We start from the raw sequence: 24,591 nt of genomic DNA on the forward strand, positions 1-24,591 counted from the left end.
TCACCCGGCTTCCGACAAGTAAGGAAACACCCCGTGGCACAAGAAGTGCTCACCGACCTCAACAAGGTCCGCAACATCGGCATCATGGCGCACATCGATGCCGGCAAGACGACGACGACCGAGCGCATCCTCTTCTACACGGGCGTCAACCACAAGATCGGCGAGACGCACGACGGCGCTGCCACCACCGACTGGATGGAGCAGGAGCAGGAGCGCGGCATCACGATCACGTCGGCCGCCGTCACCTGCTTCTGGGACAAGCACCAGATCAACATCATCGACACGCCCGGCCACGTCGACTTCACGGTCGAGGTCGAGCGCTCGCTCCGCGTCCTCGACGGCGCGGTCGCCGTCTTCGACGGCAAGGAGGGCGTCGAGCCCCAGTCCGAGACCGTCTGGCGTCAGGCCGACAAGTACGACGTTCCCCGCATCTGCTTCGTCAACAAGATGGACAAGCTGGGCGCCGACTTCTACTTCACGGTCGACACGATCGTCAACCGCCTGAAGGCCAAGCCGCTCGTGCTGCAGCTGCCCATCGGTGTCGAGAACGACTTCGTCGGCGTCGTCGACCTGGTCGAGATGCGCGCCCTGGTGTGGCCCGGCGACGCCAAGGGTGATGTCACCATGGGCGCCAAGTACGAGATCCAGGAGATTCCGGCCGACATGGCCGACAGGGTCGCCGAGTACCGCGAGCAGTTGCTCGAGACGGTCGCCGAGACCGACGAGCACCTCCTCGAGAAGCACTTCAGCGGCGAGGGCCTCACGGTCGCCGAGATCAAGGGCGCGATCCGCAAGCTCACGATCAACTCCGAGATCTACCCCGTCCTGTGCGGCTCGGCGTTCAAGAACCGCGGCGTGCAGCCCATGCTCGACGCGGTCGTCGACTACCTCCCGTCGCCCCTCGACGTGCCCGCCATCGAGGCGCACGACCCGAAGGACGAGGAGATCGTCATCGAGCGTCACGCCGACGCGAGCGAGCCCTTCGCGGCCCTGGCGTTCAAGATCGTGTCGCACCCGTTCTTCGGTCGCCTCACGTACATCCGCGTGTACTCGGGTCACCTCGACTCCGGCGCCCAGGTCGTCAACGCGACCAAGGGCAAGAAGGAGCGCATCGGGAAGATCTTCCAGATGCACGCCAACAAGGAGAACCCCGTCGACTCGGTGACCGCCGGTCACATCTACGCGGTCATCGGCCTCAAGGACACCACGACCGGCGACACGCTGTCGGACTCGGCCAACCAGGTCGTGCTCGAGTCGATGACGTTCCCGGAGCCCGTCATCGAGGTCGCCATCGAGCCCAAGACGAAGGCCGACCAGGAGAAGCTGGGTGTCGCCATCCAGAAGCTCGCCGAGGAGGACCCGACGTTCCGCGTGGAGCAGAACGCCGAGACCGGCCAGACCGTCATCAAGGGCATGGGCGAGCTGCACCTCGACATCCTGGTGGACCGCATGAAGCGCGAGTTCAAGGTCGAGGCCAACGTCGGAAAGCCCCAGGTCGCGTACCGCGAGACGATCCGCAAGGCCGTCGAGCGCCACGACTACACGCACAAGAAGCAGACCGGTGGTTCGGGTCAGTTCGCGAAGATCCAGTTCGCGCTCGAGCCCATCGAGGTCACGGCCGACAAGATCTACGAGTTCGAGAACAAGGTCACCGGTGGCCGCATCCCGCGCGAGTACATCGAGCCGACCAACCAGGGCTTCCAGGACGCGATGGCCGTCGGCATCCTCGCCGGCTACCCCATGGTCGGTGTGAAGGCGACCCTCAACGACGGCGCGTCGCACGACGTCGACTCGTCGGAGATGGCGTTCAAGATCGCCGGTTCGATGGGCTTCAAGGAGGCCGCCCGCAAGGCGAACCCCGTGCTGCTCGAGCCGGTCATGGCCGTCGAGGTCCGCACGCCCGAGGAGTACATGGGCGACGTCATCGGCGACCTCAACAGCCGCCGTGGCCAGATCCAGTCGATGGAGGACGCGGCGGGCGTCAAGGTCGTCCGCGCCCTCGTCCCACTCTCGGAGATGTTCGGCTACATCGGCGACCTGCGCTCGAAGACCTCGGGCCGCGCCGTGTACTCGATGGAGTTCGACAGCTACGCCGAGGTTCCTCGCAACGTGGCCGACGAGATCATCCAGAAGAACAAGGGCGAGTGATCGCCTCCGGGATGCCTCGGTGACGAGGCATCCCGGGCTTCCACAACTTCACAGAATCAAACAGAACCCCTCTACTAAGCTAGAGAAATCCCCGTAGAGACCCGGTCGCAAACCAGTGCCCGGAACCTCTACACGACCGTCCTGAGGAGGACCAAGTGGCTAAGGCCAAGTTCGAGCGGACCAAGCCGCACGTGAACATCGGAACGATCGGTCACGTCGACCACGGCAAGACCACGCTCACCGCCGCGATCTCGAAGGTGCTCGCCGACAAGTACCCGTCGGCCACCAACGTGCAGCGCGACTTCGCGTCGATCGACTCCGCTCCCGAGGAGCGCCAGCGCGGCATCACGATCAACATCTCGCACGTCGAGTACGAGACCCCGAAGCGCCACTACGCGCACGTCGACGCCCCGGGTCACGCCGACTACATCAAGAACATGATCACCGGTGCTGCCCAGATGGACGGCGCGATCCTCGTGGTCGCCGCGACCGACGGCCCGATGGCCCAGACGCGCGAGCACGTGCTGCTCGCCAAGCAGGTCGGCGTTCCCTACCTGCTCGTGGCCCTCAACAAGAGCGACATGGTCGACGACGAGGAGATCCTGGAGCTCGTCGAGCTCGAGGTCCGCGAGCTGCTCTCCAGCCAGGACTTCGACGGTGACAACGCTCCGGTCGTGCGTGTTTCGGGCCTCAAGGCGCTCGAGGGCGACGCCGAGTGGACCGAGAAGATCGTCGAGCTCATGGACGCCGTCGACGAGTCCATCCCGGACCCGGTGCGCGACAAGGACAAGCCGTTCCTGATGCCGATCGAGGACGTCTTCACCATCACCGGCCGCGGCACGGTCGTGACGGGTCGCGCCGAGCGCGGCACGCTCGCGATCAACTCCGAGGTCGAGATCGTGGGTCTGCGCCCGACGCAGAAGACGATCGTCACCGGTATCGAGATGTTCCACAAGCAGCTCGACGAGGCGTGGGCCGGCGAGAACTGTGGTCTGCTCCTCCGCGGCACCAAGCGTGACGACGTCGAGCGCGGCCAGGTCGTCGTGAAGCCCGGTTCGGTCACCCCGCACACCAACTTCGAGGGCACGGCGTACATCCTGTCCAAGGAGGAGGGCGGCCGTCACAACCCGTTCTTCACCAACTACCGTCCGCAGTTCTACTTCCGCACCACCGACGTCACCGGCGTCATCACGCTGCCCGAGGGCACCGAGATGGTCATGCCCGGCGACACCACCGACATGACGGTCGAGCTCATCCAGCCGATCGCCATGGAGGAGGGCCTCGGCTTCGCGATCCGCGAGGGTGGCCGCACCGTCGGCGCCGGTACGGTGACGAAGATCATCAAGTAAGTCTTACGACGCGCTCTCGCGTCAGCGGCTCGCAAAAGCCCCCGGGATGTTCCCGGGGGCTTTTGCCGTCCCAGCGGGCTTTACGCGGGCTCTCAGGCCGGTCAGACTGAACGAGCGGCGCAGCGTCGTGTGCGAGCGAGAGGGAGTCTCATGGGCTTCGACGACATCGTCAACCAGGGCAAGAAGCTCTACGGCGACAACAAGGACCAGGTCGACGGATTCCTGAAGTCCGAGCAGGCCGAGCAGGTGAGCGACCAGGTGTTCGACAGCGCGGCCGACCTCGCCAAGAAGATCTCTCCCGACCAGTTCGATGACAACATCGACGACCTGCGCGACAAGGCGGACGGCGCCGTCGGCACCGAGTAGTCGGGCCATCCAAGAGTCTCGGGCGAAGAGTGCCCGAGGCCTGCGTCGCGCCTCGACGTGGCATCCCGTGTCAGAGGATCCGGCACGCCGTTTCGGATCCGTTACTTGACGGGAAACTCTCAGCCACCTAGGTTCGCATCGGGGAAAGGTGATTCCGCGCCGCGGCCTGGGGGCTACGTAAAACGGCGCGGTGATTGCGTTTCCCTTTTTTTGGGTCTCTAGTTCCGAGAGGCTCAAGGGCTGGACTCCTGTGTTCCCAGGAGTCCGAAGCGACAGGGTAATTCAATATGTCTGGTGTTCTGGGCGGGCAAAATTCGGGGCGCAGGGGGCTGCGCCGCAAGATGCGGGAGGAAAGGGAGCGTCAGCGCAAACTGACGCTGCGCCACCGGTGGTATGCCGGTGGCATCGCGACGGTCCTTTCCGGCGCGCTGATCTTCGCAGGAGTCGGTCCGGCGACCGCCGCGGAGGTGACCCCGCCGCCCGCCGACTCGAGCACCACCGACACTCCCGCGCCCACCCCGCCCGCCGACGCGACCACTCCGCCGGCGGATGCCTCGACACCGCCGGCAGACAGCACCACCCCGCCCGCGGCGACGACGCCGCCGTCCGACGCGACGACGCCGCCGGCAGACACCCCCGCGGCAACCCCGACTCCGTCGACGACGCCGACGCCCACGCCGTCGCCCTCCGCGTCGGCTCCGCTGACGGCGAAGTCGCTCGCGGCCGACACCACGGTCTCGCCGCAGTCGCTCGTCGACCCGACACCTGTCGCAGCGGGCAAGACGACCCTGCAGATCAAGAAGCTGGGCGCGCGTCTGGCCAACGGCAGCGTCTCGAGCGTCGCCGGCGCGGTGTTCTACGCCGTCGACGGCACGCGCGGCGGCGCGCGGCCGACCCCCGGTACGACGACGTCGCTCCTCACCTGTACGACGGACGCCAACGGCCTCTGCCAGATCGTCGTCGACGCGCGCACGGGTGGCAACGGCGGCAACACCCAGGGCTACTGGGTGTTCGAGGGCGTGGCGCCGAGCGGCTGGAACCGCCTCGGCCAGCTGGGCCTCGGCGACTACGACAGCACCAAGACCCCGACGCCGTACATCGACTTCACGAACAACGTCTCGGGGAGCAGCACGATCTGGGAGGTCCCCGGCGACGCGACCGCGTACTTCGGAACAGGGACGTCCGCGACGACCAAGACCGACGAGAAGGGCTTCGCGAACGTGCGGAGCAACCCCACCTTCCCGAACAGCTGCGGACTCAGCATCGCGATGGTGTTCGACACCTCCGGGTCGATCAACTCGACCGAGATGACGCAGATGAAGAACGCGGCGAAGAGCTTCGTCGCGCCGGGCGCCCTGGGCGGCACCCCGTCGTCGGTCGCGCTGTACCGCTTCAGCACGACGGCCAGCAAGTTCCTCAACCTGACGTCGATCGCCGCCAGCCAGACGACGGTCAACAACGCCATCGATGGACTCCCCGCATCGGGCAACGACTCCACGAACTGGGATGACGCCTTCCGCAAGGTCGCGTTCAACGGCAGCGAGAACTACGACGTCGTCATCCTCCTCACCGACGGCGACCCGACGGTCATGGGCACCAACGGCGCCAACGGCGAGACCAACGTCGGCTTCCGCAACATCGAGGAGGGCGTCTTCTCGGCGAACGCCGTCAAGAGCATGACGGGCCCTGCCGGCTCGCGCACGAAGATCGTCGCGGTCGGCATCGGCCTCGCGGGCAACTCGTACCTCAACCTCGCGGCCGTCTCCGGCCCGACGGTCAACGAGGACTACTACACGACCGACTTCGCGAACCTCGCGACGAAGCTCAACCAGATCGCGCAGGCGAACTGCGCCGGCACCCTCACGGTCGTGAAGAAGACCGTCGACGGCAACGGCAACACGATCGACGCGACCGCCGGCGGCTGGACGTTCACCGGCTCGACCTCGGGCGCGTGGATCCAGACCGGCGGCGGCAACGTCTCGTCGCTCGCCCTCACGACGCCGAACTCCGGCGCGAGCAAGGGTGCCGTGAACTTCCCGATCGACCTCGCCGGCACCTCCTCGCGCACCGTCACGGTGGCCGAGACGGCGCAGGCAGGGTGGACGGCGACGAACGTCACGTGCACCGGGGCATCTCCGACCGGTTCGCCCGGCAGCTTCTCCGTCCCGGTCGGCGTCAACGCCGTCGTCAGCTGCACGGTCACGAATCAGCAGGATGCGGCATCCCTGACCCTCGTCAAGTCGCTCACGAACAACAACGGCGGCACCGCCACGGTGGGGTCCTGGACCCTGACGGCAGCCGGCCCCACCACGATCTCGGGTGCGAGCGGCTCCGCGGCGGTGAAGCTGGCGAAGGTCGCCCCGGGCACGTACGCGCTGTCGGAGTCCGGCCCCGCCGGATACACGCTGACGAGCCTCACCTGCGACAGCGGCGTGACGGTCAGCGCGCAGAAGACGATCACTCTCGCGAAGAACCAGAACGTCACCTGCACGTTCGTCAACGACGACAACCCCGCCAAGCTCACGATCGTGAAGCAGGACATGTCCGGGAACGGGCTCGCGGGCGCGGTCTTCCAGCTCTGGAAGGAGACCGGCGCCGCCGCGGGTCTGCAGACCTCGGGCGGCAACGCCGACACGCTCGTCAACGGCAGCGTCACCGCCGGCACGGCGAACCTGACCAACCTCTCGTGGGGCACGTACTACGTGAAGGAGATCACGGCGCCGCCCGGCTACGACCTCGCGACGCCCGACACGCAGACCGTCGTGCTCGGCGCGGCCGAGACCACCACGGCCGCCGTCGTGACCTTCAAGGATCCGCTCAAGCCCAGCACGCTGACGCTCGTGAAGGTCGTCGACAACAAGGGCGTCGGCACGCACGCGGCGACCGAGTGGACGCTGACGGCCGCTGGAACGGGCGGCTTCAGCCAGCCCGGCACCTCGTCCGACGGCGGTGTGACGGCATCCACCGGCAAGAAGAACGTGCAGCCCAACACGGCCTACACGCTCAGCGAGACCGGCCCGGCGGGCTACGACGCCTCGAGCTGGTCCTGCGACTCGAACATCACGGTGAGCGGCGGCAGGATCACGCTCGCCCCCGGCGACGACGTGACCTGCACGATCAAGAACACGGTGCGCACCCACGATGTGAAGCTCGTGAAGAAGTGGGTCGGCGCGATCGCCGGCGACAAGGCCACGCTCACGGCAGGTGCGAAGAACGCCACGTCGACGGCGACGGCGGCCGCTGAGTTCACCGACAACGCCAACGCGATCACGGTGACCGTCGCGGAGGGTGCGGCGATCGTCCTGTCGGAGACTCTTCCGGGCGCCAACGCCGGCACCTACGGCACGGCCTTCGCCTGCACCGCGGGCAGCGTCACGGGCGGCGACCGCAGCTACACGCTGACGGTCCCGAACGCCGACACGACCTGCACCTTCACCAACACCGCGAACACCGTGACGGTCTCGCTCACGAAGTCCTGGGCGACCGGCTCCTTCGCCGGCGACAAGGCCGGCCTCGCGATCACGCGCGGCGGCGACACTCTCACCTCCGCCACCTCGACGGCGCCGGCCTCCGCGACCATCAGCCAGACGGTGCGCGTCGGTGACGTCGTGAGCCTGGCCGAGACGCTTCCGGGCGCCAACACCGGGTCGTACGCGGCGACGTGGGTGTGCGACGACGGTCGCTCGGGCAGCGGTCTCGGCACGTCGTTCACCGTGACGAAGGCCGTCAGCTGCACGATCACCAACACGCCCAGGACGATCACAGTCCGCGTCGACAAGCAGTGGGTGAACGCCTTCCCGGGTGACGATGCGGTTCTGACGGTCAACGGCCAGAACGGCCCGTCGGTCGCGGACACGTCGAACGAGACCGATGCGAACGTCGTCGTGGCGACCGTCCGCGTCGGCGACTCCGTCGCCATCTCCGAGTCGCTCACGACCAACACGGGCACGTACGACGCGAAGTGGAAGTGCGGACCGAACGGCACGTTCGCGGCGGGGAGCAGCATCCCCTCGTTCACGGCATCCGTCGATGTCACCTGCACCCTGCAGAACACGGCGCGCACGCACACCGTGAAGCTGCAGAAGCAGTGGGTCGACGCGATCAAGAACGACACCGCGAGCCTGGTCATCGGGACCGACCCCGCTGTGACCAGCACCGCCGGCGGCGAGGCCGGGTCGTGGATCGACCCCGCCGGGTTCGCGACGAAGGTCGTGCGCGTGGGCGACTCGGTCGCCCTGCACGAGACCGTGAACGCGGCGAGCGGCAGCCAGTACAGCTCGAGCTACAGCTGCACGCCGGGCGCGCTGAACGGCGCCGGGCAGTCCTTCGCGCTGACCGTCCCCGACAGCGATGTCGTCTGCACGTTCACCAACACGAACCTGCGCGGCAAGATCACGCTTCGCAAGGACGTCGTGAACGACAACGGCGGCACGGCGATCGACACGCAGTGGACGCTCACCGCGACCGGTGTCGTCGTCGCGACCGGAGCCGAGGGTGCGCCCGCGGTGACGGGTGCGTTCGTCCCGGCCGGGGTCTACACGCTCGCCGAGTCGGGAGGTCCCACGGGCTACGCGCAGACCGACCTCGCCTGCACGGGCGGTCAGTTCACCCCCGCGACCGGCGGCACTCCCGCCTCCGTGGCGGTGGCAGCGGGAGCCGACGTCGTCTGCACCTTCCGCAACGACGACATTGCGCCGACCCTGACGCTCGTCAAGAACGTCGCGAACAACGGCGTCGGCGTGCACGGGGCGACGGAATGGACCCTCTCCGCCTCCGGCGAGCTCGGATTCCAGGATGCTCTGACTACGGGGACCGCAACCACGGCCTCGACCGGCGCGAAGACGGTCAAGGCGGGCGTCGCATACCAGCTGTCGGAGCAGGGCCCGGCCGGCTACAACGCCGGGGCCTGGTCCTGCACGGCGGGTCAGCTCAACGCGGGTGCAGTGACCCTCGCGGTCGGACAGAACGCGGTCTGCCAGATCACCAACACGGCGGCACCCGCGAGCGGCGACTACACGAAGGAGGTCGTCTCGACCACCCAGATCGCTGACGGGCCGAACGCCGGCAAGTGGCAGATCACCTACAAGGTGACGGTCACGAACACGTCGGTCGCCTCGACCTTCGTGTACGACCTCGTCGACTCGCTGGAGTTCCCCGCGGAGATCGAGCCGCAGAGCGCCGTCGTGACGTCCGCACCCGCCGGCCTGACGCCGACGTTCGACACCACGACGTGGACCTCGCAGCTCGCGACCGACCGCGCGCTGCCGCAGAACACCGACGGCACGAACGCGACCGACGTCTACACGATCGTCGTGGTCGCCGCGATCCCGGACTTCCCGGGGGCCGACGACGACTGGCAGAGCTGCGCGGACGGCGGAGGCTTCCTCAACAGGGCCGTCCTGACGCACGACGACCGTTCGTCCGACCCCGAGACCGCCTGCTCGGAGCCGTCGTTCCCGACGATCCTCAAGACGGGCAAGACCTCGGTTCAGGATGCTGCCACCGGCGCATGGACGCTGTCGTACGACATCGTCGTGACCAACCCCGGTGACGTGGCGGTGCAGGCCGAGGTGACCGACGCCTTCCCGACCGCGCCCGCCGACTGGACGCTCACGGGCGACGCGTGGGGCGTGACGTCGGCCGACGTGACGCCGACGGCAGCCTCCTTCACGGCGGGCGGTCCGGCTCAGTCCATCTGGGCGGGCTCGCTCCCGGCGGGCGAGTCGTACACCTTCACGGTGACGGGCATCGTGACCCCGAGCGGCGACGCGACGGCGATCGGGCCCTGCGACGACGAAGAGGGCGGCCTCCTCAACACCGCCACGGTCTGGTCGGGTGAAGGCAGCGCCTCCGACGTCGGCTGCGCCGACACGGATGTCGCGACCGTCACGGTGACGAAGGACGCCAAGTCCGTCTCGCAGAACCCCGACGGCTCGTGGCTCGTCACCTACGTGGTGGCGGTCGAGAACCCGGCCCAGGACGACGCGCAGCTGACGGCGGTCTACGACCTCGTCGACGCGCCGCGCTTCGGCACCGGCATCACGCCGACCGGGCTGCGCTGGGCTCCCGCGGACTCGACGGGTGCGCCGACCGGTGCCTTCTCGGCATCCACGTCGACCTATCCCGTCGCGATCGCGAACGGCAAGCCGCTCGCAGACGGCGCTACCGACTACTACGTGGTCGAGGTGACGGCCGACATCGCGGCTGACGCGTGGGCCGAGGACGGGGGAGTCATCGGTCTCACCTGCCCGACGCCGGGCGAGGGCATCCCCGACCCGCAGGGCCTGCTGAACACGGCGACTGCGACGGCCGGCGACGACTCCGAGACAGGCTACGACTGCATCGTCCCGAACCTGCCGACGGTCACGAAGACGCCGGTGAGCGCGGTCAAGAACCCCGAACAGGATCCGGGCGACCCCGACCTGTGGCGCGTCAGCTACCTGCTGACGGTCACGCCGCACGGCACCGACACGCACTACGACCTGGCTGACGTCCCCGGCTTCGCCACCGGCGTGAACCTGGTGTCGGGTACGGCGGTTCGGATCGACACCGATCCCGACGGCACCCCGGTCAGCGACATCCCGAGCGACGGCACGCCGTTCGTGACGGGCGTCGCGCTGGGCGGATCGGACGAGCCGCACGAGTGGCTCGTGACGTGGCTCGTGGAGATCCCGAACCAGATCCCGCCCGCTCTGCGGGACTGCACCGAGGGTGGCACCCAGGGCCACGGGTTCTACAACGCGGCGACCCTGACGGTCTCGGACGTCGAGCAGAACGCCGACACGTGCGTGAACATCGAGGAGAAGGTCTACCCGGACGTCACGAAGACGGCCACCGGCCTGTCGCGCGACCCTGACACCAAGATCTGGGAGATCACGTACAGCATCGTGGTGACGCTCCCCGACTCGGAGGACGTCGACGGTGAGGGCGACTCGCTCAACCCGGGCAACCTCTCGGCGAAGTACGACCTCGTGGAGGCTCTCGAGTTCGGCGACATCGACCTGCTCGATGCGGCCTGGACCGGTCACGACTCGGGCTCGTTCGGGGCCGGCGCCACCACGGCGTCGCTCGCGAACAACGAGCCGATCGCGGCGGGTGCGACGCACACGTACACCGTGAAGGTGCACGCGCGCATCCAGCCGGGCGACCTCGTGAACCACACGGTCGGCTGCGAGACGCAGTCCCGTCAGACGGCGGTGGGCTTCTTCAACAAGGTGACGCTCACGTCCGACGACGCGCTCCCGGTCGTGCGGGAGGCGTGCACCGAGCCGTCCTACCCGAAGATCACCAAGGTCGCCCAGCCGGTCGAGCGAGTCGACGGTGGCCTGCAGCGGATCAGCTATCTGATCAGAGTGAAGGCCGACCCGGCGGTGGACGGCAAGCCCGTGACCAACGTCATCTACTCGCTCAGCGAGCAGCCGGATCCGCTTCCGGCCGGCGTCGAGCGCGTGGGCGAGTGGCACGCCGAGAAGGTCGGCGACGGCCCCACGCCGTCGCAGGACACCTGGAACGGCGTCGGCCCGTGGCTCGTGAAGAACATCGCGGGCTTCAGCGCGGCCGACCGCAGCGCCGGACGTCTCGAGCACGTCTACCGCGTATGGGCCGACGTGAAGGTGACGGCGGCTCCGACGCCGGACCAGCTCGAAGGACTGGATGACTGCAACGCGACCTTCAGCGGCTTCCCGCTGTGGAACCGGGTGCAGCTCTCCTCGGGCGAGTACTCCGACACGGGCGTCGACTGCACGGAGGTGAACTACGACGACGTCAGCATCACCAAGACCGCACTCCTGCCGCTCACGGGCGACGGGACCACGCGCGAGACCTCGGTGCAGCCGAACGACGTGTTCGACTACGTGCTGACGGTGACCAACAACGGCACCGCGCCCGCGACGCACGTGCGGGTGACCGACACGTCGATCAACCAGCGACTCGGCCTCCTGGCGCTCGCGGTCGCGGGCGGACACACCTACACGGGCGGCATCCTTCCCGCGGCATCCGGTCACGGGATCGATCTGACGCTCACCGACACGCTCGCCGTCGGAGCATCGTTCACGGTCACGATCCAGGTGAAGTTCCTGCCGTCACCGACGCCGGACGTCTCGCTCATCCCGGGTGCCGAGCCGCCCGCGCTTCCCGACCCGCTCGAGAAGCTCGACAACACGGCATGCGTCGCAGCGGACTTCGACACCGATCCCGACAACAACTGCGCCGACGCGTCGGTCCCGACGCGCGACATCACGGCGACGCTCTACGCCACCTGCGTCAGCGATGCACCGCTGCTGTCGTGGGAGCTGAAGAAGTCGTCGCTCGTCGCAGGGCTGCCGGCCAAGATGACGTGGACGCCCGACAGCGGCTCCGCGACGACGGATCCGGCCAGCGTCGTGCTCGAGCAGCCGAACGCCTCGGATCCGACGTGGTCGGACACCATCGGGTGGCCGGGTGCGGAGTTCACTCCGTCGGGCGTCGCGATCGATTACCCGGGCTGGCGTGCGCTGCGTGCGTCGGACTACGCGCCGGGCGGCGGGTACTACCTGCCGGGCACGACCACGGTCATGACGCCGGCTCAGGAGGCGAACAACGTCTTCAACGGCCTGATCCTGGACGACTCCGAGCTCGACTACGCGTGGCGCGGCAACACGACGATCACCTTCAGCGTCAACCCGACGCTGGTGTTCCACGCGTCGTATCCGCCGGCGACGCCCGAGTGCTTCTCGGCGCGCCACACCGAGCTCGACATCCAGAAGACGGCGAGCGTCGAGAAGACCGAGCCCGGCAAGTCCTTCACGTACTCGATCGACGTCGCGAACGTGAGCGCGGACAGCGCGGCATCCAACGTCGTCGTGACCGATGCGATCCCGAAGGACATCAAGGTCACGAACGTGACGTGGGCAGGCAAGGGCGACGGAGCGACGTTCCCGAACTGGACCACCTGCGCAGTGACGGGACAGGATGCCTCGGGCTTCGGCGGAACGCTGACCTGCAGCCTGTTCGGCCCGCTGCAGCCGGCGGACTCCACGGACGGCGCCAAGGCCGCGCCGCGGATCACCCTCACCGCGAGCGTGAACCCGGCCTCCAAGGCGAGCGTCATCACCAATGTGGCGGTCGTCGACTACACCACCTTCGGCGACCCGGACGACCCCGGCCGCGACGCGGACGACGCGACAGTGCTGCTGTCGGGTCTCCCGGTCACGGGCGGCGGGGCCGCCTGGCCCCTCGCGATGCTGGGCTTCCTCGCCCTCCTGGGCGGCGTCACTGCCCTGGTCGTGATGCGGCGACGCAAGGGGGAGGCGAAGGCCGACCTCTGACCGACCGGAGGGAGGGCACCTCGCCCGCTCTCCCTCCGCCGGTCGCCTGACTGACTGACCACAGCCGGCGTATTCCGTTCCCGGTTGACGCCGGCTGTGGTTATCGGCCGTTCACCCAGGTTGTTGTCATCCCGTTACTTGACGAGTGTCGATCCCAGGTTTACGGTCACCTGAGGGGCAGTACACCGCGCTGAATGTCTGGGGAGAGATTCACCGGCGCGGGACATGCGTCTTGGGGAGCCTCACTTGGGGTTCGCTTTTTGTCGTTGTCGACGAAGGTGAAAGATGTCTGGCACTTGGGGTGCGTCCGATTCCGGGCGCAAGGGGATTCGTCGGAACATTCGAGAGGAGCGCGAGCGTCAGCGGAAGCTGTCGCTGCGTCACCGGTGGTACAGCGGAGCGGTCGCGGTAGCGGTCTCCGCGGCGCTGCTGGTGTCCGGCATGACGCCGGCCTCGGCCTACGCGGACGAGACCACGCCATCCGACACGACGGCGACAGACACGACGACGGATGCCTCGACCCCCGCGCCGACCGATCCGGCCACGCCGACCGATCCGGCCGCGCCGAGCGCGCCGACCGCGCCGAGCGCGCCGGTCGCGACGCCTGAGGCGACACCGAGCCCGACGCCGACGACTCCGGCGAAGGATACGTCCAAGAACAGCACGCAGACAGTGAAGCAGGATGCGGCAACCGCGCCGCTGGCTGTCGACACGAGCGCCGCTCTGCTCGCCGCGTCGTGCGCGAGCCCCTTCGGCGGATTCGAGATCGACGGCGACTATGCGCCCGGCACCTGTGGCGGCATCGACTGGGGGAGCGGCGTCGGCACGTCGACCGCGACCGTCGGCACGTATCAGGTCGTGAAGGACAACTCCGACCCCTCGACGTGGACGAGCACGGGCGGCACCCCGCCCAAGGTGGACTTCATCCGGGTCTACACCTACTCCCACATCGTCGGCGGCCAGTACTACCTGTACGTCGGCTGGGACCGCGAGCACACCTCGGGCACGGGCGGCTACGCGATCGAGGTCACGAACGCCGGCACCAGCGTCGGCGCGGACGGCACTCCGCGCCCGAACCGCACCAACGGTGGCGCCGTCTTCTACATCACGACTCAGGGCAGCGCGCCGCCGATCCTGCTGCAGTCGTGCGTCTACACGAACGCAGGCAACTACCCGGGCACCTGCTCGTCGGGGACGGGAGGCTTCATCGGAGCCGTCAGCACCGCTGATCTCACCAACCCCGCGGGCGAGGCCGTCGAGGCGGGCGGCTTCTTCGAGATCGGCATGAACGTCACCGCGCTGACGAACGGTCAGGTCACCCCGGGATGCCCCGGCGCTGCCGCGGCAACCGCCTACATGCGCTCGTTCACCGGCAACAACTTCGGCCCCACCGGCAACCTCAAGGGCTGGGTCGGACCGGCACAGGTGGTGGCACCCTCGACCTGCGGATCCCTCACGATCGAGAAGAAGAACGAGGCGGGCGCCTATCTCGCGGGCGCGCAGTTCACGGTGACCCCGAACCCGACGACCGGAGCCGGAAGCGCGTCGGTGACCACCGACGCGACGGGGAAGATCGTCTTCTCCGCCAACGTGAAGCCGGGCACATACACTGTGACGGAGACCGTGGCGCCTCCCGGCTACGTACTGCCGTCCCCCAACACTCAGACCGTCACGATCGGTTCGCTCGAATCCAAGACGCTGACCTTCGTCGATCCGCTCGGCAGCGTCACGTGGCTCAAGAAGGACGACGTCGGCAACCTCCTCGGCGGGGCGACCTTCCAGGTCGCCGCGACCGGTGGTGCCGCGGCCGCGGCCCCCTGGGCGGCGAGCTTCCCGAAGACCGTCGTCGACAACGGCGCCAATGACGCCGACCCGGTGGCCGGGCAGTTCAAGCTCACCGGCCTTCCGCTCGGCTCGTACACCGTCAAGGAGACGGCGGCGCCTGCTGGCTACGTGCTCGATTCCACGACGAAGTCGTTCGACATCACGAACGCGCTGTACAACGTCTCGATCACCGGCGCCTTCGTGAACATCCCGTACGCGACGATCACGCTGACCAAGCACTGGGTCAGCCCCTTCACCGGTGACACGGCGCAGCTCTCGATCGGCGGCGCCGCGACGAAGACGGGCACCTCGACGGCCCCCACCGACGGCCCTGTCATCTCCGTCAGCGTCGCCCCCGGGTCGAGCCTCACGCTCGCCGAGGTGCTCGGTGCCCAGAACACGGGCCTCTACACGTCGAGCCTCTCGTGCGTCGGTGCCACTGTCTCGGGCAACACCGGCACGGGCGGTTCCATCACGGTTCCCGCCTACCCGGCCTCGAAGGCCGGCGTGCAGTGCACGTTCACGAACACGGCAGTCCAGAAGACCATCACGGTCAAGAAGAAGTGGGTGGATGCCGTCGTCGGCGACAAGGCCGTCGTCCACGCAGGCGCCAACCAGAACACGTCGACCGCAACGCAGGCGAACCTCGATGACGCGGCGCACGTCGCGACCATCACGGTGCGCGTCGGCGACACGGTGAACCTCGGTGAGTCGCTGGCCGGCAACGTCGGCACCTACGGCTCCGCCTATTCCTGCACCGACCAGGCGGGCACGAACGGCACGGCCCTTTCGTTCGACTACAAGGTGCCGAACCAGGACGTCACCTGCACCTTCACAAATACAGGACAGCGCGCCACCGTCAAGCTTCAGAAGAACTGGGTCGGCGCTTTCGCCGGTGACCAGGCTCACCTCGCCATCGCCGGTCCGGCAACGGATGCCGACACATCGGTGGCCTCGGGCGTCGACGGCGTGGACGACACGTTCTCCCAGGTGAGCGTCCACGTCGGCGAGAAGGTGACGCTCTCGGAGTCGATCGTGGACGCCGAGAACACGGGCCGCTACACCTCGACGTGGTCGTGCGACAACGGCACGAGCGGCACGGGGCGCAGCATCCCGCAGCTCACCGTCACCGCCTCGATCACCTGCACCATCACGAACACGGCCAAGACGATCAACGTCTCGGTCGGCAAGGTGTGGAAGAACGCGTTCCAGGGCGACAGCGCGTCGCTCTCGGTGAACGGCCAGAGCGCCACCACGACGGCTGACGGCTCCGCGACGCAGACGGTTCCCGGTGTGGTCGTCAAGAAGGTGCGCGTCGGTGAGCAGGTGACGGTGGCCGAGGTCCTCGGCCAGAACAACGTCGGCACCTACACCACCGCGATCGACTGCACCAACGTCAGCGAGACCGTCACCGGCCGCACCGCTTCGTTCGACGCTCCTGACGGTGCCGACATCGTCTGCACGTACACGAACGAGGCCGTGACCCACCAGGTGACGCTCGTCAAGAAGTGGGTCAACGCGATCCAGGGCGACAAGGCCACGATCACGCTGAACGGCACGAGCAGCGAGTCGACGGCTGACGGGTCGGCCAGCTTCACCGACACGCCCAAGGCCGTGACGGTCACGGTGCGCCAGGGTGCGCAGATCCCGCTCTCCGAGGTGCTCCCCGGCACCAACGCCGGCACCTACGGCTCGGTCCTCACGTGTACTCCCGGCGCCTCGTTCACCGGCAGCGACCGCAGTCACACGCTGACGGTTCCGTCCTTCGACGTCACGTGTACGTACACCAACACGGCCAACACGGTCACGGTCTCGCTGACCAAGCACTGGGTGGATGCCTTCCCGACCGACGTCACGGGCCTCAACATCACCCGCGGCGCGCAGACGCTCACGACCGGCATCTCGACGGCGGGTGACACCCCCGACAAGACTATCTCGGCGGTGGTGCGCATCGGCGACAAGGTCGTGCTGTCCGAGGCGCTCGGCTCGACGAACATCGGCAGCTACGACACGACCTGGGCGTGCACCGGCGGCACCGCGCCGACGGCTGGACAGCTCGCGACCGGTGAACTCACGATCGCGGCGGGCGGCATCAGCTGCACCGTCACCAACACCGCCAAGAAGGTCACCGTCACGGTCGACAAGGTCTGGGTCAACGCCTTCGTCGGCGACGACGCCGTCATCACGGTGAACGGCACGTCGAACACCGCGGTGGCGACCTCATCCAACGCGACCAACGCCGCCGTCGTCACGAAGGTCGTGCGCATCGGCGACAACGTCGCGATCTCCGAGTCGCTCACGAGCAACACGGGTGTGTACGACGCGAAGTGGAAGTGCGGTCCCAACGGCGTGTACGCCGACGGCGGCAGCACGAGCTTCACGGCGACGACGAACGTCACCTGCACGATCCAGAACACCGCCCACGAGCGCGTCGTGAAGCTGCAGAAGCAGTGGGTCGACGCGATCTCGGGTGACACCGCATCGCTCTCCATCGCGGGCGGGGCGCCCGTCGTCAGCACGGCGAACGGCGTCAAGGGCTCGCAGGTCGACGGCACACACGTCGCGACGGCGAGTGTCCGGATCGGCGAGGTGATCAGCCTCGGCGAGGTGCTCGACGCGAAGAGCGGCAGCCAGTACTCCTCGAGCTACTCCTGCACTCCGGGCGGCGTCGTCGCCGGGGGAGCGGGCAGGAGCTTCTCGCTCACGGTCGCATCGGGTGAGGGCGACATCCTCTGCACCTTCACCAACGCCAACACGCAGGGCAAGATCACGCTCGAGAAGACCGTCGTCAACGACAACGGCGGCAAGGCGCTCGACACGGCATGGACGCTCAACGCCGCGGGCATCGTGACCGCCTCCGGCAAGGAAGGCGACGCCGCGGTCACGGGCGCATTCGTCCCGGCCGGGGTCTACTCCCTGACCGAGACGAACGGTCCCGCGGGCTACACGCAGACGGGCCTCGACTGCACGGGCGGCACGTTCACTCCGGCGGCCGGCGGCCAGCCCGCGAAGGTGGCGGTGGATGCCGCATCCACCGTGGTCTGCACGTTCACCAACAACGACGTCGCGCCCACGCTGAAGCTCGTCAAGAACGTCGACAACACGGGCGGCGGGGTCAGCGGTGCGACCGCATGGACTCTGACCGCGGCGGGTCCCACCGCGTGGAACGGCACGACGGCGGGATCGGCGGCCCAGGCCTCGACCTCGGCGCAGTCCGTGAACGCCAACGCGGCATACGCCCTGAGCGAGTCCGGCCCGGCCGGCTACACGGCGGGCACGTGGTCGTGTGACACGCAGGGCGTGCTGCAGGGCAGCACCGTGACGCTGCCGCTCGCGGCCAACGTCTCCTGCCAGATCACGAACACGGCCATCCCGGCGACCGGGACCATCGACAAGACCGTCACGAGCATCTCTCAGAATGCCTCGGGCGTCTGGGAGATCGTCTACGCGATCACCGTCACGAACACGTCGGTCGCGTCGACCCTGACGTACGACCTCGCCGACACCCTGAAGTTCGGTGCGGGCGCGCAGGGGATGGATGCCTCGTGGTCGGGCCCCGCACCCGCGAGCACGCCGACGAGCTTCAACACCTCGACGTGGTCGGCCCAGATCGCCTCCGGCGCAACCCTGCCTCAGGACGGAACCGGCCACGCGACGCACGTCTACACCGTGACGGCCCACGCCACGATCGCGACCTTCCCGACCGCGCAGGACACGTGGCAGGACTGCACGCTGCAGGACGGCGAGAAGGGCACCGGGTTCCTGAACTCGGCCACCCTGACGGTGAACGGCAAGAGCTCGGACGACACCGCCTGCGACCAGCCGGAGTTCCCGCACGTCGTGAAGACAGCGTCGAACCCCGTGCAGGGCGCCGACGGCAACTGGACCGTGACCTACACGATCGACGTCACGACGACGGGAGCTGCCGGAGACCCGGCCGTCTACACCGTCGTGAAGGACGCCCTTCCCGGAGCGCCGGCCGACTGGTCGCTCGTGGGCGGCGCGTGGCACGTCGTGAGCGGCGCGAACACGCCGACGCTGAGCGCGGACTTCGGCCCGGGTGACGCACAGCTGTTCGCGGGCCTCATCCCGGCTGGATCGCACTACACCTACACGGTGACCGGTGTCCTCGACCCGACAGCAGCTGCGTCGTCGATCGACTGCGCCTCGGAAGACGGCGGGCTCCTCAACCGGGCCGTCGTCGCCTCCGGCGCGGCGACCGATCAGAGCGAGGTGTGCGTGAGCACCGACCTCCCACCGGTCGACGTCAACAAGGACGCGCTGTCGGTCAGCGAGAACGCGGACGGCACGTGGCTCGTGCGCTACCTCGTGTCGGTCACGAACCACGACGCCTCGCGTGTGGCCGTGTACGACCTGACGGACGCGCCGCTCTTCGGCGCCGGCATCACCGGCACCCCGAGCTGGGCCGTGTCGAACTCCTCGGGTGTCGCGCAGGGACCGTTCTCGACGGGCACACCGCTCGCAGATGACAAGACGCTGGCCCCGCTGGGCGTCGACCACTACGTCGTCCAGGTCAACGCCACGATCCCCGCCTCCGCGTGGACCGCGGGCCAGGGGACAGTCCTCGGGCTTCCCTGCCCCACAGGCGAGGCCCGGTCGGGTGGTCTGCTGAACGAGGCGATCGCCGTGGCCGGTGGAATCACCGACACCGACACCGCCTGCACGCAGCCCGGCCTGCCGACGGTCGTGAAGACGCCGCAGAGCGCGCTCCAGCAGGCCGACCCGTCGGTCTGGAAGGTGTCGTACCTCATCACGGTGACGCCGCACGGCACTGACACGTTCTACGACCTCAACGACGTTCCGGGCTTCGCGTCCGGGGTGAACGTGGTCTCGGGAACGGCGCAGCGCGTCGACACCGACCCTGACGGCGCGGTCGTCCCGAACATCCCGTCGAACGGCGACCCGTTCGTCACGGGTGTGGCCCTCGGGGGATCAGATGCTCCGCACCAGTGGCTCGTGACGTGGACGGTCCGCATCCCGGCGCAGATCCCGCCGGCGACGCGGGACTGCGGCGAGACGCCGACGGCCGGAAACGGGTTCTTCAACGAGGCGGTGCTCACGGTGTCTGGTGTCGACCAGAACTCGGACACCTGCATCCCGGTGAAGGAGAAGGTGTACCCCGACGTCACCAAGACGGTCACGGGCCTGACGCGCGACCCCGACACGAAGGTGTGGGAGATCACGTACAAGATCGACGTGACTCTCGCGGCGAACCCCGACAACCTGTCGGGCGAGTACAACCTCGTGGAGGAGCTCGAGTTCGGCAACATCGAGGTGCAGGATGCCTCGTGGTCGGGCCACCGCACCGGGTCGTTCACGGCCGGGGCGACCCCCGGCAGCGTCCAGCCTGCGACGCTCGCGAACAACGAGCCGATCGCCTCGGGCGGGACGCACACCTACAACGTGGTGGTGCACGCGACCCTCGAGCCGGGCGACCTGGTGAACCACACGGCCGGCTGCGACACGCAGACGCGCTCGACGGAGGTGGGCTTCTTCAACAAGGTGACGCTGTCCTCGGATGACGCCACGCCGATCGTCCGCGAGGTCTGCACGCCGCCGGTGTACCCGAGCGTCACGAAGTCGGCACCGAACCTGACGACGGCACCGAGCGGCAAGCAGCGTCTCGAGTACCTCATCACGGTGACATCGCCGGATCCCGCGGCAGGTAACCCTGTGACCAACGTCATCTACCGGCTCGAAGAGCACCCGGACGCGCTGCCCGCGGGCGTCGCGCCGGCCGGTGACTGGCAGGTCGAGGCGGTGGGCTCCGACACGCCGACGCCGACGCAGTCGAGCTTCAACGGAACCGGCACGTGGCTGATCCGGGCGCTCGGCGTCTTCTCGGCCGCGGACCGCACGGCGGGCCACCTCACGCACACCTTCCGGGTGTGGCGCGATGTGACCGTCACCTCGGTGCCGGACAGCGACGAGCTGAGGCCCTGCGCCGAGGGGAGCCAGGGCATCCCGGTGTGGAACACGGTCGTGCTGAGCTCGGGTGAGTTCGTGAAGAACGCTGAGGCGTGCGACGAGCTGCAGTTCGACGACGTCAGCATCGAGAAGACGGGCGTCCTGCCTGAGGGTGAGGACAACGTCGAACCCGGCGACACCTTCGACTACCAGCTCACGGTGACCAACCACGGCACACGGGCGGCGAGCATGGTGCACGTCTTCGACGATTCGCTCAGCGTGGCGCCCTATGCCGATCGGATCGCCTTCAACTCGGTGACGGTCGATCCGAACACGCTGAAGGTGGTGGACGACGAGTCCGACCTCTTCAACAACATCGTCGATTTCAAGCTGGAGACGTTGGGAGCCGGTGAGACCGCGACGATCACGATCGAGGCCGAGTTCTTCGCGCCGCCGGACACGGACGCAACGGATCTCGAGCAGCTGCCCGACCCGATCAGCAGCCTGGTGAACACTGCGTGCGTCGAGACGCTCCTCGACCCGATCGACGGCGCGAGCGGCGGGAACAACTGCGACGACGAAACCATCCCGGTGCACGACATGACCGCGGCGGTGTATGTGAGCTGCGTGAGTGACACCGCGCAGCTGACCTTCCTCGTGAAGACGTCGGGCGCGCTCGCGAACCAGCCCGTCACGGGCACGTGGGTGACCGACGAGGAGCCGACGGTGGAGGGCCACACGGTCAACGTCGCTCCGTTCTTTGCGGGCGTCACCGGATACCAGCAGACGATTCCCTGGCCGGGTGCGAAGTTCACGGCCGACGGGGTCGCGATCGACTACCCGGGATGGCGTCCGCTGCGGGCGAGCGACTACACGCCCGACGGGCAGTACATCGATCCCGCGGACGGCCTGCCGATGACGGCGGATGAGATCCCGGCGAAGGTCTACAACGGACTGATCCTCGACAACGCCGAGCCTGACTACGCCTGGCGCGGTGCATCGACGATCACGTTCGAGGTCAACCCGGTGATCGCCTTCGACGTGGAGTACCCCGGTCCGGAGCTCGGCTGCGTCCAGGCGCGTCACAGCAACGTCGAGATCGACAAGAACGCCAGCGTCGCCAACACGGCGCCGGGCAACTCGTTCGACTACACGCTCGCGGTGAAGAACGTGACGGATGACTCGGCAGCCGACGGCGTGGTCGTGACGGACGCGATCCCGACCGACCTGAAGATCACGAACGTGACGTGGACCGGCAAGGGCGACACCTCGGTGTTCCCGAACTGGAAGGACTGCGCGGTGGCGGGTCAGAACGGCGCGGGCTACGGCGGAACGCTCACCTGCCACCTGTTCGGTCCGCTCCAGCCGGGTCAATCGGCTCCGACGATCACGCTGGCGGCGTACGTGAACCCGTCGTCGACGGCGACGAAGATCGACAACGTCGGTGTCGTCGAGTACCACACGTTCGACGACGCGAGTGACACTGGTCGAGATGCCGACAGCGCGACCGTCCTCCTGACGCCGCTCGCGATCACGGGCGGAACGCTCGGGATCTGGGCACTGTGGGCAGGCCTTGCGGCCGTGCTCGGTGGGTTCACGCTCCTCTACGTCAACCGCCGTCGTCGGAAGACAGCAGGGAGCTCGGCGGAGTAGCCCCCGACTCCGCGAAACAGCACGAGGGGCTCGCCGACCCGGTCGGTGAGCCCCTCGTGCGCGTCCTCACCCTGAATGGATGCTCCGATTTCCCTGAGTGCGACCTGAGCGACTAGTCTGCTCAGGCGATGATCGCGGCGCCTACCCGAAGGGCGCCCTCACGTTCCGTTCCTGGGGGTTCGGAGAGCACTCGATCGTCGCGAGCAGCGCCCACCCGAGGGCGCTGAGGGTCGGTGCGCTCTCCGCACCGTTTGGGGAAGGAAACGCGTGCCTGAAGTGCGCATCAAGAAGAGGTTCTCCGCGCTCGCCGGAGCCGTCCTCGCAGCCGCTCTCGTCATCGCTCCGCTGACCGCGGCAGGCGCCTCCGCCGCCGCGCCGGTGCTCGGAACCGTGGGGACCATCGAGGCCGCCACCTCCGACGGCAATCACGAGTCCTACTGGCAGGCGCGATACGCCTCGTACAACGCGACGTGCTACAAGCACTCGCTCACCGAGTCCACCGTGCACGGTGCCGTCACGGATGGCGGCAAGACGGTCACGCTGGCGCCGTTCCAGAGCTCGTGGCCGGGCAATGGCTGGGCAGCGCTGATCGTCAACAGCGGAACGAGCAACAACGTCATCGTGAAGCCCGTCGCGGGCATCGCCTACGCATCACCGGTGAACAACGGCGGACAGCAGGCGACCGTCTCGCACTGGATCGTCTGCAAGGGCACGCTCCCCACACCGCCGAGCGTCGTCACGCCGTCCCTGACTTTCACTCCGGCGAGCTGCCTGGCCGCCGGTGCCATCGTGTTCGGTCAGAACGTCGTCTGGTCGTCCGTGAAGAACGCCGATGGAACCACCACCTGGACGGCCTCGCCGAAGGCGGGCACCGTGTTCCCGGCGAACGTGACGACGAGCTGGACGGTCCCCGACCTCACGAAGCTCTCGATCGACCTCGAGGGGTGCCGGCCGACGCAGCCCTCGGCGGACGAGTCCGAGACCGTGAAGACGACGTTCGTCTGCGCGCCTCCGCTCGCCACGATCACGACGACGACCACGAAGACGCCCTACGACGTCTGGGACACGACGCTCCACAAGTGGGTCGCGGGCACCGCGACGTCGAGCGATGTGGTCACCACGCGTCCGCTGACCGCGGACGAGCAGGCCACGTGCGAGCCCGAGGAGCCCGAGCTGCCGACCACGACGGTCGACACGAAGCCCTGGGTCGACGGCAGCTGGAAGTGCGGTGACACCACTGTGCTCCAGACCCGCGAGGTCATCACGACGGTGACGCCGACGGAGGGCGAGCCGACCGTCACGAAGACGTCCGAGCAGCAGACGCGCAAGCTCACGCAGTCGGAGATCGGGACGTGCCCGCTCGTCCCCGGCAAGATCCTCTCGGCGTGCGTCGGAGACGTTCCGTACCTCTCTTATAGCGTCGACCTTCCCGAGGGCTTCGTGGCGAGCAGCGAGAAGCCCGTCACGATCACGTTCGTGAACGGTCACGGCGGCGAGGACTACGTCGTCACCGGGCAGCCGCTGAGCGGCAAGCTCCTGTGGCCCGGCGCCTCCGACGCCGAGCCGAAGATGTGGCCGGGCTGGGATCTGGTCGACGGCCAGTACGTGGAGACCTCGGGCAACTACGCCTGGACGCGCCTGAAGGACGTCGTGGTGAAGTTCAGGGTCAACCCCGAGTACGAGACGACCGTCACGTACCCCGAGGCGACCGCGGAGTGCGCGAACCCGGCCCTCACGTCGGTCACGCCCGACGACCCGACCGACCCGACCGACCCGACCGGCGACCCCACGGACCCCTCCGACCCGGCTCCGGCGCCGTCGGTCACGCCGACGCCGGCTTCGGCATCCACGGATAACACGCTCGCCATCACCGGCGGCACGATCCAGCTCGGGGCCCTCGGTCTCGGGGCGCTCGCGGTCCTCGCGGGCGTCGGCATGACAATCGTCTCGGTGCGCCGCTCACGCAAGGCGTGATGGCCTGAAACGCCAGGGGAGGGGCGGTCGCGCGAAGCGCGACC

The 24,591-nt window shown here is 68.2% G+C and carries 6 protein-coding genes; all 6 read left to right on the forward strand.

Annotated elements, in window-relative coordinates; genetic code table 11:
* Positions 1-33: 33 nt before the first annotated feature.
* The 6 genes from fusA to AAIB33_RS19045 all read left to right on the forward strand — a co-directional run bounded on the left by fusA (position 34) and on the right by AAIB33_RS19045 (position 24,547).
* The gene (fusA, locus tag AAIB33_RS19020) at positions 34-2,148 is read left to right on the forward strand and encodes an elongation factor G (protein ID WP_345801521.1); all 2,115 of its coding nucleotides are present in this window, start codon (positions 34-36) and stop codon (positions 2,146-2,148) included.
* A gap of 155 nt (positions 2,149-2,303) precedes the next feature.
* A complete protein-coding gene (tuf, locus tag AAIB33_RS19025; protein ID WP_345801522.1) occupies positions 2,304-3,497 on the forward strand; it encodes an elongation factor Tu in 1,194 nt (397 codons plus the stop codon).
* 150 nt (positions 3,498-3,647) lie between these two features.
* Positions 3,648-3,863: a hypothetical protein gene (locus tag AAIB33_RS19030; RefSeq protein WP_345801523.1), complete on the forward strand. Its 216-nt coding sequence runs from the start codon at positions 3,648-3,650 to the stop codon at positions 3,861-3,863.
* A gap of 341 nt (positions 3,864-4,204) precedes the next feature.
* Positions 4,205-13,168: a SpaA isopeptide-forming pilin-related protein gene (locus AAIB33_RS19035; protein ID WP_345801524.1), complete on the forward strand. Its 8,964-nt coding sequence runs from the start codon at positions 4,205-4,207 to the stop codon at positions 13,166-13,168.
* Between the two features lie 441 nt (positions 13,169-13,609).
* Entirely contained in the window at positions 13,610-22,573 is an 8,964-nt protein-coding gene (locus AAIB33_RS19040; RefSeq protein WP_345803471.1) for a SpaA isopeptide-forming pilin-related protein, read from the forward strand.
* Between the two features lie 267 nt (positions 22,574-22,840).
* Positions 22,841-24,547 carry a hypothetical protein gene (locus AAIB33_RS19045; protein ID WP_345801525.1) on the forward strand — a complete coding sequence of 569 codons (1,707 nt, stop codon included), beginning with the start codon at positions 22,841-22,843 and terminating at the stop codon, positions 24,545-24,547.
* Positions 24,548-24,591: the final 44 nt, after the last annotated feature.

The sequence above is a fragment of the Microbacterium sp. AZCO genome (assembly GCF_039614715.1).
In the GTDB taxonomy this organism is placed as follows: Bacteria; Actinomycetota; Actinomycetes; order Actinomycetales; family Microbacteriaceae; genus Microbacterium.

What these genes read in the sequence shown, in the direction of transcription:
- AAIB33_RS19035 (WP_345801524.1), top strand. Translation starts at nt 4,205, where the DNA reads ATGCGGGAGGAAAGGGAGCGTCAGCGCAAACTGACGCTGCGCCACCGG.
- AAIB33_RS19030 (WP_345801523.1), top strand. Translation starts at nt 3,648, where the DNA reads ATGGGCTTCGACGACATCGTCAACCAGGGCAAGAAGCTCTACGGCGAC.
- AAIB33_RS19040 (WP_345803471.1), top strand. Translation starts at nt 13,610, where the DNA reads ATGACGCCGGCCTCGGCCTACGCGGACGAGACCACGCCATCCGACACG.